This window comes from Kutzneria sp. NPDC051319 (genome assembly GCF_040682195.1).
In the GTDB taxonomy this organism is placed as follows: domain Bacteria; phylum Actinomycetota; class Actinomycetes; order Mycobacteriales; family Pseudonocardiaceae; genus Kutzneria.
In genome coordinates this window covers 25,222-40,025 of the sequence record NZ_JBFBAM010000016.1, presented here as the reverse complement: position 1 = coordinate 40,025, position 14,804 = coordinate 25,222, and the positions used below count along the sequence as shown (strand labels likewise).

Here is a 14,804-nt window from a genome sequence, read left to right as displayed (position 1 = left end):
GCTGGTTGGTTATACCGCCAGCTTTGCCGGGTCGCGTGGATTTGGCGCGGAGCCTCTGATCGATGTCGCGAAGGGCAAATACCGGGCAGGCAAGCCTGCCCTTCGCTTGGTCGATTGTACGACATCGATCCCCTCCACGCAAAATCCACGCTTCTCTGGATAGAGGAGGAGGAAGCGAGGTTGAAAGGCTTCTCGATGCCGCCACGCATAGCTGGCGCGACCGTTGTTGATGCGGCCGTTGTTGGCGCGGCCGTCGTGGTCGACGCGATTATGCATGAGAACATCACCCATTAGTGATTCGAGTTCGATCACGTGTGCGAGTATCCTGGAGACATGAGGGAAATCACCCGAGAAATGGAGAACATGGAGCCGGACGGGGCCATGTTCGACCTCCTCGCTACGGTGGATCTCGACGGTCTCTGCACTGACCAGTTAGTCACTCTCGCCATCCTCGCCCGGAAGATAAGATCGGCCTGTGAATGGGCGGAGCTGGCCATACTGAAACGTGTCGACGACACCACCGAACTCGCGATGGCGATCAGAGAACCTGAGCAGAGCGTGGCGCGCAGGAAAGAGGCCAGCGAGGGGTTGGATGTGCTGCCTCGGTTGGCCGAGCAGCTGCGGCGTGGAGAGCTGGACTTCGGCCGGTTCAACGCGGTCAGGGAGCGGGTTCGGCACCTGGACCGGCCGGAGCAGGTCGCCGAGGTCGAAGACGCGTTGGTGGGAGTGGCGGCCGGGCTGAACCGGACGCAGCTGTGCCGCAGAACAACGGGGCTGGTCGCGAAAGCGGACCCTGAGGGGTACGAGACGCGGTGCCAGAAGGCGGCGAAGGAGCGGCGGGTCGAGTTCAGCCCGTTGCCGGACGGCATGGCGAAGTTGAGCTGGATTCTGCCCGCGACCGACGCCCATCGGCTGTTTCAGCAGATTTGCGTAGATGCCAAGGGCTTGCCGAAAGGCGACCGGACCACGGACCAGAAGCGGTCCGATGTGCTGATGGATCGGGTACTGGGGAAGAATCGGGACTTCACCGTCAGGACGTATGTGACGGTGTCCCTGGAGACTCTGTTGGGCTTGACTAACGACCCGGGTCAGCTCGCCGGGTATGGGCCGATCTCCGCCGACACCGCCCGCGAACTCGCCATGCACGGGCCGTGGCGCGGCATCCTGCTGGACGAATACCGCCACGCCACCGCCATCAGCACCGACACCTACCGCCCCACCGCGTTGATGAAGGAATTCACCCGCGCCCAGTCGGGCGGCATGTGTACGGTGCCGGGCTGCAACCGGCCCATCCAGGAACACGACCACATCAGGCCTTGGCCGCAGGGGAACACCACGCCGGCCAATCTCCAAGGGCTCTGCAGCCGGCACCATCACGTGAAGCACGACAACTACCGCGTTACCCGGGATACGGACGGCACGACGCACTGGACCACGCCCAGCGGCCGGCAGTACAGCACTCAGCCCACCCGGCACTAAACCCGGCCGCGCAGCTTACGGGCGGTCTGGTGGGCGGTGGCGAGTTCGCGGCGGGCCTGGACGCGCATGGAGTCGGGGAGCTCCTCGAAGCCGTGGAAGAGCACGGCGACGTGCTGCAGGCACATCATCAGAAGGGCGATCTGAGAGGCGTCGGGGCCAAGCGGGCCGGGGGTGTCCTCGACGGCCTGGCGCATGACGGAGAGCTCGGCCGACAAGGACCGGACGACCGCGCCAATGGGATAGGACCCGCTCCCCAGAACGGGATGGGCGTCCAGCAAGGCGGCGACGCGGCCGGCGGACTCGGCGATCACCGGACAGCCGATCGCAGAGCGGCGGCCGTGCCGGAAAAGAGGGGCCGGCCACCAGACTCGACGATCGCCGGACGACCGACCCCAAAGCACCGACAGCGTAAACGAGCAACAGACAACAGACCGGAAGGGGCACCAGAAAAGACAACCCAGCCAACAGACCCGACAATCACCGGACAGCCGACCGTATGGCACCGACGGCGTGCACGAGCAACAGACAACAGACCGAAAGACACACCAGAAAAGACAACCAGCCAGCAGACCCGGCAATCACTGGAGGGCCGATCGCAGGGCGGCGGCCGTGTGGGAATCAGAGGCGGTCAACAAGTCGGCGGGGGTGCCGGAGAAGAGCAGCCGACCGCCTGAACTGCCGCCGTCGGGGCCGAGGTCGATGACCCAGTCGGCGCGGGCGATGACCTCCAGGTTGTGCTCTATGACGATGACGCTGGCGCCACGATCGGACACGAGGCGGTCCAGGACGGCCACCAGACGGTCCACATCGGACATGTGGAGGCCGGTGGTGGGCTCGTCCAAGACATACACGGCACCGGAGCGGTGGAGGTGGGAGGCGAGCTTGATGCGCTGGCACTCGCCGCCGGAAAGGCTGGGTAAGGGCTGACCGAGGCGCAAGTACTCCAAACCGACGTCGATGAGGGAGCGAAGGACGGCGGCGACGGGTTTGCTGGCGGCGAAGAAGGGCAAAGCCTCAGCGACGGTCATGTCCAAGACGTCGCTGATGGAGCGACCATCGACCAGGTAACCGAGAACCTCGGCGGAGTAACGGCGGCCCTCGCACTCACCGCAGACGGAGGTGATGCCCTCCAAGAAGCCGAGATCGGTGACGATGACCCCGGCCCCCTCGCACGAAGGGCAAGCGCCGGCGGAATTGGCGCTGAACAAGCCTGGACTGACGCCACTAGCCCGAGCGAAGGCCTTACGGATGTGATCCATGGCGCCGGTGTAGGTGACAACGCTGGAACGACGGTTGGTGGTCGGGGCGGACTGGTCGACGACAACGGCATCGGGGTAACGAGAGCAGAAGGCCCCGAACATCAAGGAAGACTTGCCGGAGCCGGCGACACCGGTCACGGCGGTGAGCACACCGGTGGGGATGTCGACGCTGACGTCACGAAGGTTGTGCAGGGTCACGCCGGAAAGTGGCAACCAGCCGGTCGGCGGGCGGAACGAAGACCGCAATGAAGGGCGTTCCTTCACACAACGGCCGGTGATGGTGCCGGAATCGGCAAGCCCGGCAACGGTTCCGGCGAAAACGACCTGACCGCCGGCGCCGCCGGCACCGGGGCCGACGTCGATCACATGGTCGGCGAAGGTGATGACATCCCGGTCGTGCTCGACGACAAGAACCGAATTCCCGTTGTCACGCAAGGTGGCGAGCAGACGAGTGAGCCGACCGACGTCCCGGGCGTGCAAGCCGATGCTGGGCTCGTCGAACACGTACAACAGGTCCGACAAGGTGCTGGCCAACTGGCGAACGATCTTGATTCGCTGGGATTCCCCGCCGGACAAGGTGTCGGTGGCCCGGTCCAACGACAGGTAGCCGAGACCGATCTCCACGAGATGCCCGACCCGACGGCGCAAACCGTCCAGCACCGGGGCGACGACCGGAAGATCGAAGCCCTCCAGGACGGAAAGCAGGGCGGAAGCCTCCAAAGAGGACAGTTCGGCGATGTTGTGACCGCCGACCCGGGACTCCAATGCCGCCAAGGAAAGCCGAGAACCGGAGCAGTCTGGACACACGGCGGAGGTGGTGAACTGCGAGACCATCTGCTTGGTCCGGGCCGAGGTCTCCGCACTGTCCTTACGGACGTACAGACGCCGGAACTTGACCACGGCCCCCTCGTAGGTGGCGTTGATCTTCTGACCGAGATTCTCGACGGAGACGGTCCCGCCCTCGCCGTACAACAGGTCCTCCAGCTCGGCGGCGGAGAACGAGCCCACCGGCCGGGAGACGTCGAAGCGGTTGGCGAAGATCTGCCAGTGCCAGGTGCCGACCTTGAACGACGGGGCCGACAATGCCCCCTCGGCCAACGACAGCGCGGGATCGAGGAAAGCGGCCAGGTCGACGTCGGTGACGACGCCGAGCCCCTCGCACGTGGGGCACATGCCGGATGGCATGTTGAACGAGAACGAGTCGGCCGGCCCGACGTATGGCTCGCCGGCGCGGGAGAACATCAGCCGCAGCAGGGGCGCGATGTCGGTGATGGTGCCGACGGTGGACCGCGACCCACCGCCGAGGCGCCGCTGGTCGACGAGCACCACGGCAGGCAGGTGCTCGACGAGGTCGACGTCCGGGCGCGACCGATGGGGCAGAAAACTGCGTACGAAGGCCGGCAAAGTCTCGTGCAGCTGCCGCTGGGCCTCCGCCGCGATCGTGTCGAACACGAGCGACGACTTGCCGGAGCCGGACACGCCCGTGACGACGGTGACGACCCGCTTGGGGATGTCCACGTCCACGCCGGCCAGGTTGTGCTCGCGGGCGCCCACCACCCGAACGAATTCCATGGCTTCAAGCGTATCGTTGAACCGCCCATTGCAGACTTTTCCACTACGACCGGGGGAAACGTGGGAAAAACCCTCAACAGGCCCGTTGACCTGGCCCGACTCGCCGGCATCTCGCCGCAGCAGATCCGCAACTACCTGGACGCGGGCGTGCTGCCGCCGGCGACCCGGTCCGACACCGGCTACCGCCAGCTCGACGACCGGCACCGCAGGGCACTGCTGGCCTACCGGGCGCTGGCCGTCGGCCACGGTTGGAACCCGGCCGGGGACATCATGCGCGCCATTCACGCCGGCGACACGCAGCAGGCGCTGGCGATGATCGACGCCGGTCACGCCGACCTGCACCGGCAGCGGGAGGCCCTCCGGCTCACCGCCGACGCGCTGGAAACGGTGGTGGACACCGAGCCGCCGGCCCGGGCAGCGATGCAGATCGGCGAGCTGGCCGACCACCTCGGCGTGCGGACGTCGACGCTGCGCGTCTGGGAGGAGGCCGAACTCCTTACGCCGCAGCGGAATCCGGCCACCGGCTACCGCACGTACGGGCCGCGGGAGGCCAGGGACGCCCGGATCATCCTGATGCTGCGCCAGGGCATGCACGGCCTGCCACAGATCCGGCCGATCCTCGACGACCTGCGCCGCAGCGGCAGCCGCGACGCGCTGCGGGCGGCGATCGCCGAGCGGCACGGGGAGCTGGGCCGACGGGCCGAGGCCATGCTGGCATCCGCCGCCCTGCTGCACGCCTATCTCGCGGCGGGGAACCCCGGATAGCCGCCGAGGTCGCGAAGCCGGATGTTTGAATGGCGCGGTGGATCGAATCGACCGGCAGATCCTTCGGGAGCTGCAACGCGACGGCAGGCTCAGCAACGCCGAGCTGGCCGAGCGAGTGGGCCTCACCCCGTCGCCGTGCCTGCGCCGGGTGAACCGACTCGAGCAGGACGGTGTGATCCGCGGCTACCGTGCGCTACTGGATCCGACCGCGGTCGGCCGCGGTTTCCAGGCTTACGTCAGCGTGGTCATGGCGCAGGAGGACCGGCCGACGGTGGCGGAGTTCGAGCGCCGGATCGCCGAGCTGCCCGAAGTGGTGGAGGCGTTGCGGCTGTTCGGCGACCCCGATTACCTGCTGCGGATCGCGGTGGCCGACATCGCCGCCTACGAGCGTTTCCACACCGAGGCGCTGTCGCTGCTGCCGGGCGTGGCCCGGCTGACTTCGCACCTGACCATGAAGCAGGTGAAAGAGGATGCAGGATTGCCGGTGGAAACGGCCAAAGCGCCCTGACCCGCTGGCATCATCGGCGGGGTGAAGCTCGACAAGGCGTGGATCCAGGACCCGTGGCCGCTGTACGACGAGATGCGCCGCGAGGGACCGCTGCGCCGCGTCACCATGCCCGACGGGGTGCCCGGCTGGCTGGTGACCGACCACGCCCAGGCGCGGACCCTGCTCGACGACCGCAGGCTGAGCAAGGACGTCCGGATCGCCCGGCCGCTGTTCCCGCGGGACGCGGCCGCCGGCTACGGCACGAAGCTGTCCGAGCACATGCTCAACGACGACCCGCCCAATCACACCCGCCTGCGCAGGCTGGTGACGAAGGCGTTCACCAGCCGGGCGGTGAGCCGGCTGCGGCCGCAGATCGAACGCATCGTGGACGAGCTGCTGGACGGCATCGACGGCGAGACCGAGCTGATCGAGTCGTTCGCGTTCCCGCTGCCCATCGCGGTGATCAGCGAGCTGCTCGGCGTGCCGCACGAGGACCGCTCGCGGATCAGGGCCTGGAGCAAGGTCTTCGTCTCGGGCGTCACGGGTGAGCCGCTGGCCGCCGCCGCCCGCGACCAGGAGCAGCTGCTGCGGGACCTGATCCGGGTCAAGCGGGCGGCGCCGGCCGAGGACCTGCTCAGCGATCTTGTGCACGTCTCCGACGAGGGCGACCAGCTGTCGGAGGACGAGCTGGTGTCGATGGCCTTCCTGCTGCTGTTCGCCGGCCACGAGACGACGGTGCACCTGCTGGGCAACGCCGTCCACCAGCTGCTGACCAACCCCACGCAGCAGGAGCTGCTGCGCGCCGACCATTCCCTGCTGCCCGGGGCGGTGGAGGAGGTTTTGCGCATCGCCAGCCCGATCCACATCGCCACGCTGCGTTTCACCACGGAACCGGTGCTGGTGGACGACGTCGAGATCCCGGCCGACGAGTTCGTGATGATCTCGCTGCTGGCCGCGAACGCCGACGCCGCCCGTTTCGACGACCCGCGCGACCTGGACGTCACGCGGCCGGCGGGCGGGCATTTGGCGTTCGGGCACGGCATCCACTACTGCCTCGGCGCGCCGCTGGCCCGGTTGGAGGGCGAGATCGCCCTCGGCCGGCTGCTGGACCGGTTCCCGTCGCTGCGGCTGGCGGTCGACCCGGCCGAGCTGCGGTGGAGGAGCAGCACCCTGGTGCACGGGCTGCGCGTGCTGCCGGTAATTGCCTCGACACGTGCGGTGTGATGGAGACACACCGAGTCGTTGAGGAGCCGCCGCGTTGTCCGTCCACGTCGACATCCCGCAGGCGCAGCGCCTGGTGGCCGCGCAGTTCCCGGAGTGGGCCGACCTTGAGGTGACGGCGGTGCCGTCGTCCGGCGTCGACAACATCACCTTCCGCCTCGGCGACGACAAGCTGCTCCGGATGCCGCGGTTCGCCCGCTGGACCGGACAGGTCACGCGGGAACAGCGGTGGCTGCCGGTGTTGGCGCCGCACCTGCCGCTGGCCGTGCCGACGCCGTTGGCCACGGGTCGGCCCGGACAGGGATACCCGTTCCCCTGGTCGGTCTACAACTGGATCGACGGCACGAACGCCGACCAGATCACCGACTTCCACCAGGCAGCCGTCGACCTGGCCGATTTCCTGTTGGCACTGCAGGAGATCGACGCCGAGGAGGGGCCGCCGCCGGAGTGGAGCAACGGCTTCCGCGGCGTCGATCTGCACGACGACCGTGACTCCCCCGTCGTCGCCTCCCGGATGGCCGAGCGGATCGGTGCGCTCACAGGGTTTTTCGACGTCGACGCGGTGACCGAGGTGTGGCAGGCCGGACTGGACGCGCCGGTCTGGGACGGGCCGCCGGTGTGGGTGCACGGGGATCCCGTGGGCGCCAACATGATCGCCCGGGACGGCCGGCTCGCGGCGGTGATCGACTTCGGCACGCTGGCGGTGGGCGATCCGGCGTGCGATCTCATTGCGGCGTGGGGATTTCTGCCCGCCGACGCGCGGGCCGAGTTCCGCAAGCTGCTGGCCGTCGACGACGCCACCTGGGCCCGCGGACGGGCGTGGGGGCTGACCTCGATCCTGCCCTCCAAGGCCGATATGGCCGACCCCGACCGGGCCGCGCGGGCCCACCGGGCGCTGACCGAGATCGTCAGCGGATGATGAGTTCCTGTTTCAGTGTTGAGCCCGGTACGCCCCGGGGGTGACGCCGAGCCGCTGCGCGAACACCCGGCGCAGGGTCTCGTCGCTGCCGAAGCCGCTGCGCGCGGCGGCGGAGGCGACGGTGTGCCCACGGGACAACAGGTCCTGGGCGGCCTCAAGGCGGACGAGTTCGACGTAACGGGCGGGCGTGGTGCCGATCTCGTCGTGGAACAGCCGGGTCAGCTGCCGCGGGCTGACGGATGCCTTGGCGGACATGGTGGCCACGGTCCAATTTTCAGCCGGGTCGAGGGCGACGGCGTCCAGCAGGGTCCGAAGTGGACTGTCCCGGCCGACGTGGGTCCGTGACGGAGCGGAGAACTGGGACTGGCCGCCGGGGCGCTGCATGAACACGACCATCGACCGGGCGACCTCGGCCGCCAGGTCGGGGCCGTAGTCGGACTCCACGAGCGACAGCGCCAGGTCGATGCCCGAGCTGACGCCGGCCGAGGTGACGATGTCGCCGTCCCGCACGTACAGGGCGTCGGCCTGCACGGCAATACGCGGGTACCGCTGGGCGAACCGCTCCACCTGGCGCCAGTGGGTGGTGGCCTTGCGGCCGTCGAGCAGCCCGATCTCGGCCAGCAGAAAGGATCCCGTGCACACGGAGGTGATCCGCCCGGCGGCGGACACCACCTGCCGCACGGCATCCACCAGTCCCGGCGCGAACGGGAAGTCGACCATGCCGTAGGCGCCGGGGACCAGAACCGTCCCCTGTGGACTGTCGACGACGCCGTCGACGCCCAGCGTGGTGCCGCTGGCCGTCCGCACCGGCTGCCCGTCGGGCGAGACGACCCGCAGGGCGTAGTCGGCGCCGAGCCGGGTGGCGTGGCCGAACACGTCCGACGGGCCGGCGACGTCGATCATGGTCACGCCGTCGAAGGCCAGGATGGTCACGCGATGAGGCACGCCTCAGATGATGCCAGCAACTCGCGGTAGCGCTCACTGTGCTCGGCCAGCTCGATCGGCGTGACGGCCCGCACGTCGTGCAGGATCAGCGGCGGCGCGAACGCCATCCCGGTCCGGTGGGCGGTGTTCTCCAGCGGCGCCAGCAGCGCGGACATCGGATAGCGGTGGAAACCGCCTTCCCGGTACGCCTCCTCGACGCCGCCGGTGGAGGTGACGACCTGCAGCGTCTTGCCGGTCAGCAGCGGCTTCCCGCCGTCGTAGGCGAAGCCGCGCAGCAGCACGTCGTCCATCCACTGCTTGAGCAGGGAAGGCACCGAGTACCACTGGAACGGGAACTGGAAGACGATCAGGTCGTGCGCCCGCACCAGCCGCTGCTCCCGGGCGACGTCGATGCGACGGTCGGGGTACTCGGCCCGGAGATCGTGCAGCGTCACCCCGGGCAGCCCGCGCACGGCGTCGGCCAGCGTCGCGTTGATCCGGGACGAGGCGAGGTCCGGGTGGTCCAACAACACCAGTGTCATGCCACCAAAACTAGGTCCGCCACAACCGACAGGGACCCCGAGATCCGGCCTGGAAGTCCACAGATCGGGCGTGGTCTCAGGGCCGGGCCAGGCCCGTCGACCAGGCCCACGAGGCGATGCCGACGCGGTTGCGCGCGCCGACCTTGCGCTGCACGGCGGCGACGTGGTTCTTGACCGTGCCGGGGCTGATGAACAACTCGGTCCCGATCTCGGCGTTGCTCATCCCGCCGGCCACCAGCCGCGCCACGTCGTTCTCCCGCTCGGTCAGCGCCTCGGCCGGATTCGCGGCTGAGCCGCCGACACCGAGCTGGCGCAGCAGCCGAACGGTGATCTGCGGGCTGATCAGGGTGTCGCCGGCCATCGCGGCCCGGATCGCCTCGATCAGCAGGGTCGGCCCGGATCGCTTGAGCAGGAAACCGGCCGCGCCGGCGGCCAACGCCTCCCGGACGTACGAGTCGAGGTCGAAGGTCGTCACCACGATCACCTTCGTCTCGCCGGCAAGCTCCCTGGTCACCGCGAGGCCGTCCAGGCCGGGCATGCGGATGTCGGCCAGCACCACGTCGGGACGCAGCAGCCGGGCCTGCTCGACAGCGGCACAACCGTCGGCGGCCTGGCCGACGACTCGCATGTCCGGCTGGGCGTCGAGCACCATCTGGAAGGCGCTGCGGATGTTCTCCTGGTCGTCGGCGACCACCACCCGGATCACGGCGTGGCCGCCGGAATGACCGTGAGGACCTGCCATCCGTCGTCGGCCGGCCCCGCGCTCAGCCGGCCGCCGACCGCCTCGACCCGTTCCCGCAGGCCGGCCAGCCCATGGCCGCCGTGTCGTCGCCCGAGGTTGGTCAACCCCGGCGCGGCCACGGCCTGGTCGTTCGTGACCCGGATCTCGACGCGGTCGGCCTTCCTGGCGACGGCGACCCGGACCAGCGTCGCAGCCGGCGCGTGCCGGCGGATGTTGGTCAGGGCCTCCACGACCACTCGGTACGCCGTGGTCGCCGCCTCGCCGGACAACGTCGCCGACGGGTCCAGATCGAGGGTCGCCGTCGCCGAGCCGGAGGCCGCGAACCGGTCGACCACGGCCGGCAGGGCCTCGATGCCCGGTGCCTCCGCCCGGACGTCCTCGGCCAGATCACGCAGCGCCACAACGCTTCGGTCGATCGCTGCCATGGCGTGCAGGCCGGCCTGCTCGATGCGGCCCAGTGCGTCGCGGGCCGGGCCGTCCTCGGCCAGGTAGTGGGCGGCCTGGGCCTGCGCGAGGATCGCGCTCACGTCGTGGGCGACGAAGTCGTGCAGGTCACGGGCGAGGGTGAGGCGCTGGGCCCGCACCGACTCCTGCTCCTTGCGGGCCAGGCTCCGCAGGTACAGGCCGACGCCCGCGCCCACGGCCGGCACCACCGCAATGCCGACGCACATCCCCACCGCGTCGAGGACCGTTTCCGGCTCGATGAACCGCAGCAGCGAACACGCCACCGCCAAGACCGGCGGCACCGCGTGGCGTATGGGTGCCGAACGCACGACCAGCAGCACCAGGACGGTGAGGGCGGCGACCTCGACCATCCAGCAAGGGCCGGTCAGCGGGCTCGACGGCCGTTCAGCCAGCACAGCGCCGATCGTGACGACGATGGTCGCCGGCCCGGCGATCCACGCGGCACGCACAGGCCGCCGCCAGCCGGCCACCAGCCCGACGACCGCGACCGCGGCCGGCAGGATCGCCGTGAGTTCCCCCAGTCCCATGCGACCAGCCTAGGCGTGAGAGAGCCGGACCGGGGCATGTCGAACGGCATGGTCGGGAAGCCTCACACAGCCCCGAACATCCCGATCGGCACATGGTGGCCCGGACGCCGCCGGCCGACGCTCTACCCATGAACGAAACCAAGGCCCCGCACGCCGCGGCCATATGGTCGCTGCTGTACGCCGTGGCCGGCCTGTGCTGGGCGTTGGGTGTCGGCGGTTTCCCTTTCGGGGAAGGAGATCCGGACGGCCGGTTCACGTGGTTCGCCGGGCTGCGACCACAACCGGGCGGCTGGGTGATCGCCGCGACCGGGCTGGCCTGCACCGCCACAGCGTTGGCCATGACCCGCCGGCAACCGCGACTTCACTTGCCGCTGCTGGTATTCGGCTGTTGCGCCGCCGCGCTGCTGCTGATCATCGTGCCGGACGTTCGGGTCCTCACGACCGTCGCGCATGCCCCGATCTTCTTGGTGGGCGGGATGTTCGGCTGGCAGGAGGCGTGGACCGACCTCGCGGCGTCCTTCGCCGCCCCGGTGCTCAACCAGTCGGTCTGCGTCCTCGGCGGGGCGTTGTGGCTCACCGCGACGCTCAACTTCGCCCGCCGGGCCAGCGATTCGTGCGTGCACTGCGGTCGCGGCGCCGGCTGGGACCGGCAGGCGACCCTGGGCACCGCCGTCTACGTCGGCCGCCTGGCCACCTGGATCGCCGTCATCGCCCCGCTCCCTTACGCCGTGAGCCGGTGGTCCTGGGCGCTCGGCATTCCCCTTGGCGTGTCCGACGACTTCCTCCGCTGGATGCGGGAATCGGGGGCCGACATCGGCGGCGCGGTGCTGGCCACCATGGCCGTCGGCGGCTCGCTGTTGACCCTCGGGCTGGTCCAGCGCTGGGGCGAGGTATTCCCGCGCTGGATCCTCGGCCTGGCCGGCCGCCGCGTCCCCCCGATGCTGGCCGTCGTCCCCGCCCTGGCGGCCGCGGTGCTGCTGGCCTCCGGCGGCATCACCATGGTGCACGTCTCCGCCGCCGAGATCGGCACCGGCGACGGCGGTCTCGGCCAGTTCTTCCCGGCCTTCACCTGGCCGGTCTGGGGCGCCGCCCTCGCCGTCGCGACCGTCGCCTACCACTACCGGCGCCATGGCGCGTGCCGCCACTGCCACCGCGCGTAGTTAACTTCGGCAGCATGGGTGCTCTGGACGGAATTGTGGTCGCCGACTTCTCGCGGGTGCTGGCCGGGCCGTACTGCACGATGCTGCTGGCCGACCTGGGCGCGGACGTGATCAAGGTGGAGGGCCCGCGCGGCGACGACACCCGGCAGTGGCTGCCGCCGACCGACGCGGACGGCGTCGGCACGTACTACCTGTCGGTGAACCGGAACAAGCGGTCCATCGCCCTGGATCTGACCGATCCGACCGACCTCGACGCCGCCCGGGAGCTGGCCCGGCGGGCCGATGTGCTGGTGCACAACCTGAGGCCGGGGGCCATGGAGCGCTTCGGCCTCGGCTACGACGACGTGGCGGCGACCAACGCCGGGGTCGTCTACTGCTCGATCAGCGGCTTCGGGCCGAAGGCCACGCTCCCCGGCTACGACCTGCTGGTGCAGGCGCTGTCGGGGATGATGAGCCTCACCGGCTCCCCCGACGGGCCGCCGTACCGGGCCGGCGTCGCGGTGATCGACGTGATGACCGGGCTGCACGCGGCGACCGGCATCCTGGCCGCCCTGCACCACCGGGACACCACCGGCCAGGGCCAGCACGTGGAGACCAATCTGCTGTCGGCGGCGCTGTCCTCGCTGGTCAACCAGACCTCGGCGTACGTGGCCGGCGGCGTGGTGCCGCACCGCATGGGCAACGAGCACCTCAGCCTCTACCCGTACGAGCCGATGGCCACCGGCGACGGCGAGCTGATCATCGCCGTGGGCAACGACCAGCAGTTCCGGCGGCTGGCCGCCGCCCTCGGCGCACCGGGGCTGGCCGACGACCTCCGGTTCGCGACCATGGCCCAGCGCAACGCCAATCGCCGTGAGCTGCGGGCTCTGCTGCTCGACCGGCTGGCGGAGCGGCCGGCGCAGGAGTGGTTCCGCGTCCTCACCGACGCCGACATCCCGTGCGGGCCGATCAACGACGTCCGCCAGGGCGTGGACCTGGCCACCGAACTGGGCCTCGCGCCGATTGCACTGGCCGATAAAGTGCCGACGATCCGCAATCCGCTCACGCTTTCCGCCACGCCGACACGACACGACCTGGCACCGCCCGAATTGGACGAGCACGGCGCGGAAATCAGGAAATGGCTCAAGAACTAGAGGCCTTTTTCCTTTCGCGGTACGCACGCATCGCCGCCTTCGACGCACAGCCGGGCGAGCAGTAGACGGCCGAGCCGTTGCGGGTCTGGTCGACGAACACCCACCGGCACGGATGGGCCCGGCAGGTCTTCAACCGCGCCCACCGCCCGGACAACGACAGCTCCGCCACGCCGGCCAGCACCTCGCCGAACACCCCCGGCTGCGCCGGCCGCAACGCAACGCCGGACGCCGTGATCACGGACGTCAACGGGTGCCGTAACGCGAAGCGTGAGAGCTGCGCCTCGGCCTCGACCAGCCGCTCGGCCGCCACCTCGGCGGAATGCGTGCGCACGAGGTCGATCAGCGCCTCCCGCAGCTCGCGGGCGGCCGCCGCGTCGGCGTCGGAGGCCTCCGACGGCAGCTCACGGGCGGTCAGCCAGTCCCGGAAGCGCGCGCCGTCGACGAAGTTGTCGACCCGGTTGGGGTCGACGGCGGCGCCGTCGTGCGAGTTGACGAAGCCGAGCACCGTGTCCGTCGCATCCACGTTATGAGCGTAGCGAGTTCGATGCTAACCCCACAATCCCCGCCAGGTTGATAGTTACGAGCTAACTGACTACGGTCGTATCCATGCGGAAGGTTCCCCTCACCCTCTTCGGCATGGCCTTCGGCCTGGCCGGCCTCGGCGGCAGCTGGCTGACCGCCGCCAACCAGGGATATGCGCCGGCGGCCATCGGCCTCGGCCTGCTCGGGCTGGCCGCCGTCGTATGGGCCGTCGTCCTCGTCGTGTACGCCAGGTCCGCGATCGCCCGGCGCGCCCTGGCCCAGGACATGGTCGACCCGATCCTCGGACCGTTCGCCGCGCTGATCCTCATCGCCCCCATGCTGGTGGCCGCCCCGGTGCTGCCCCACCCGGCCAACACCATCGCGGTAGACGTGTTCGCCACCCTGATCCTGCTGCACGGCTCGTGGTTCACCGGCCAGCTCATCTACTCCCGTGTGGACTTCGACCAGCTGCATCCCGGCTACTTCCTGCCGAGCGCGGCCGGCGGCCTGGTCGCTGCCGCCTGCGCCGCGCAGGTCGGCCAGCACGAGTTCGGCGTCGTGATGCTGGGCTTCGGGCTGGTGTCGTGGCTGATCCTGGGTTCGCTGATCCTGGGACGGCTGGTGTTCCGGCCGCAGCTGCCGGATCCGCTGGTCCCGACCATCGCCATCGAGGTGGCCCCGGCCGCGGTGGCCAGCAACGCCTACTTCGCCCTGTTCGGCGAGCGGGTGGACGTGCCGGCGGCGCTGCTCGGCGGCTACGGCCTGCTGATGGTGCTGGCCCAGCTGCGGATCCTGCCCCGTTATCTCAAGCTGCGCTTCGGCGCCGGCTTTTGGGCGTTCACCTTCGCCTGGGCCGGCGTGGCCACCGCCGTCCTGCACTGGCTCAACTGGGAACACCCGGCCGGCCAGGCCGTGTGGGCCTACCTGGTGCTGGCGGCGATCACGGTGCTGGTGGCCGGCATCGCCGTGCGGACGGTCGTCGCCGTCGTGCGCGACACCCTGCTCCCGCTGCCGGTAGTGGTGCCGGCGACTTGATCGGCCTACGGTGAGTGGTGCCGGTTGAGACCACAGCCGCGTGGGCGTCTGG

Annotated in this window: 16 protein-coding genes; 8 read left to right on the top strand and 8 right to left on the bottom strand. The window is 69.8% G+C overall.

Annotated features, from left to right (window positions below; genetic code table 11):
- Positions 1 to 9 precede the first annotated feature (9 nt).
- Complete coding sequence (locus tag AB0M73_RS18635) at positions 10 to 312, bottom strand: hypothetical protein (RefSeq protein WP_363891848.1); 303 nt, start codon at positions 310 to 312, stop codon at positions 10 to 12.
- A gap of 21 nt (positions 313 to 333) precedes the next feature.
- Here AB0M73_RS18635 and AB0M73_RS18630 point away from each other — a divergent pair, with 21 nt between their 5' ends.
- Positions 334 to 1,479 (top strand): DUF222 domain-containing protein, encoded by a 1,146-nt coding sequence (locus tag AB0M73_RS18630; RefSeq protein ID WP_363891847.1) that lies wholly within the window; start codon positions 334 to 336, stop codon positions 1,477 to 1,479.
- Here the strand turns inward: AB0M73_RS18630 and AB0M73_RS18625 are convergent.
- Entirely contained in the window at positions 1,476 to 1,790 is a 315-nt protein-coding gene (locus AB0M73_RS18625; protein ID WP_363891846.1) for a hypothetical protein, read from the bottom strand. The genes AB0M73_RS18630 and AB0M73_RS18625 overlap by 4 nt on opposite strands.
- Positions 1,791 to 2,057: 267 nt before the next feature.
- Entirely contained in the window at positions 2,058 to 4,310 is a 2,253-nt protein-coding gene (locus AB0M73_RS18620) for an excinuclease ABC subunit UvrA (RefSeq protein WP_363891845.1), read from the bottom strand.
- A gap of 60 nt (positions 4,311 to 4,370) precedes the next feature.
- Between AB0M73_RS18620 and AB0M73_RS18615 the strand changes: the two genes are divergently transcribed.
- The 4 genes from AB0M73_RS18615 to AB0M73_RS18600 all read left to right on the top strand — a co-directional run bounded on the left by AB0M73_RS18615 (position 4,371) and on the right by AB0M73_RS18600 (position 7,702).
- On the top strand, positions 4,371 to 5,075 hold the full coding sequence (locus AB0M73_RS18615; protein WP_363891844.1) for a MerR family DNA-binding transcriptional regulator: 705 nt from the start codon (positions 4,371 to 4,373) through the stop codon (positions 5,073 to 5,075).
- A gap of 37 nt (positions 5,076 to 5,112) precedes the next feature.
- A complete protein-coding gene (locus tag AB0M73_RS18610; RefSeq protein ID WP_363891843.1) occupies positions 5,113 to 5,583 on the top strand; it encodes an Lrp/AsnC family transcriptional regulator in 471 nt (156 codons plus the stop codon).
- A gap of 72 nt (positions 5,584 to 5,655) precedes the next feature.
- Positions 5,656 to 6,786 (top strand): cytochrome P450, encoded by a 1,131-nt coding sequence (locus tag AB0M73_RS18605; RefSeq protein WP_363892093.1) that lies wholly within the window; start codon positions 5,656 to 5,658, stop codon positions 6,784 to 6,786.
- Between the two features lie 34 nt (positions 6,787 to 6,820).
- Entirely contained in the window at positions 6,821 to 7,702 is an 882-nt protein-coding gene (locus tag AB0M73_RS18600) for an aminoglycoside phosphotransferase family protein (protein WP_363891842.1), read from the top strand.
- Between the two features lie 12 nt (positions 7,703 to 7,714).
- Here AB0M73_RS18600 and AB0M73_RS18595 read toward each other — a convergent pair whose 3' ends face one another.
- From AB0M73_RS18595 to AB0M73_RS18580, 4 genes are all read right to left on the bottom strand, one after another.
- The gene (locus AB0M73_RS18595) at positions 7,715 to 8,647 is read right to left on the bottom strand and encodes a DJ-1/PfpI family protein (RefSeq protein ID WP_363891841.1); all 933 of its coding nucleotides are present in this window, start codon (positions 8,645 to 8,647) and stop codon (positions 7,715 to 7,717) included.
- Positions 8,632 to 9,168, bottom strand: coding sequence for an NAD(P)H-dependent oxidoreductase (locus AB0M73_RS18590; RefSeq protein WP_363891840.1), 537 nt, complete (start codon positions 9,166 to 9,168; stop codon positions 8,632 to 8,634). Before AB0M73_RS18590 ends, AB0M73_RS18595 begins: the two co-directional genes overlap by 16 nt.
- Positions 9,169 to 9,244: 76 nt before the next feature.
- A complete protein-coding gene (locus AB0M73_RS18585) occupies positions 9,245 to 9,874 on the bottom strand; it encodes a response regulator transcription factor (RefSeq protein ID WP_363892091.1) in 630 nt (209 codons plus the stop codon).
- Positions 9,871 to 10,902 carry a histidine kinase gene (locus AB0M73_RS18580; RefSeq protein WP_363891839.1) on the bottom strand — a complete coding sequence of 344 codons (1,032 nt, stop codon included), beginning with the start codon at positions 10,900 to 10,902 and terminating at the stop codon, positions 9,871 to 9,873. Before AB0M73_RS18580 ends, AB0M73_RS18585 begins: the two co-directional genes overlap by 4 nt.
- A gap of 128 nt (positions 10,903 to 11,030) precedes the next feature.
- On the opposite strand from AB0M73_RS18580, the gene AB0M73_RS18575 reads away from it, so the two are divergent.
- The gene (locus AB0M73_RS18575; protein WP_363891838.1) at positions 11,031 to 12,062 is read left to right on the top strand and encodes a hypothetical protein; all 1,032 of its coding nucleotides are present in this window, start codon (positions 11,031 to 11,033) and stop codon (positions 12,060 to 12,062) included.
- A 14-nt stretch (positions 12,063 to 12,076) separates the two neighbouring features.
- Entirely contained in the window at positions 12,077 to 13,195 is a 1,119-nt protein-coding gene (locus AB0M73_RS18570) for a CoA transferase (RefSeq protein ID WP_363891837.1), read from the top strand.
- Here the strand turns inward: AB0M73_RS18570 and AB0M73_RS18565 are convergent.
- On the bottom strand, positions 13,185 to 13,718 hold the full coding sequence (locus tag AB0M73_RS18565) for a CGNR zinc finger domain-containing protein (protein WP_363891836.1): 534 nt from the start codon (positions 13,716 to 13,718) through the stop codon (positions 13,185 to 13,187). The genes AB0M73_RS18570 and AB0M73_RS18565 overlap by 11 nt on opposite strands.
- 83 nt (positions 13,719 to 13,801) lie before the next feature.
- Between AB0M73_RS18565 and AB0M73_RS18560 the strand changes: the two genes are divergently transcribed.
- Positions 13,802 to 14,752 carry a hypothetical protein gene (locus AB0M73_RS18560; RefSeq protein ID WP_363891835.1) on the top strand — a complete coding sequence of 317 codons (951 nt, stop codon included), beginning with the start codon at positions 13,802 to 13,804 and terminating at the stop codon, positions 14,750 to 14,752.
- Positions 14,753 to 14,804: the final 52 nt, after the last annotated feature.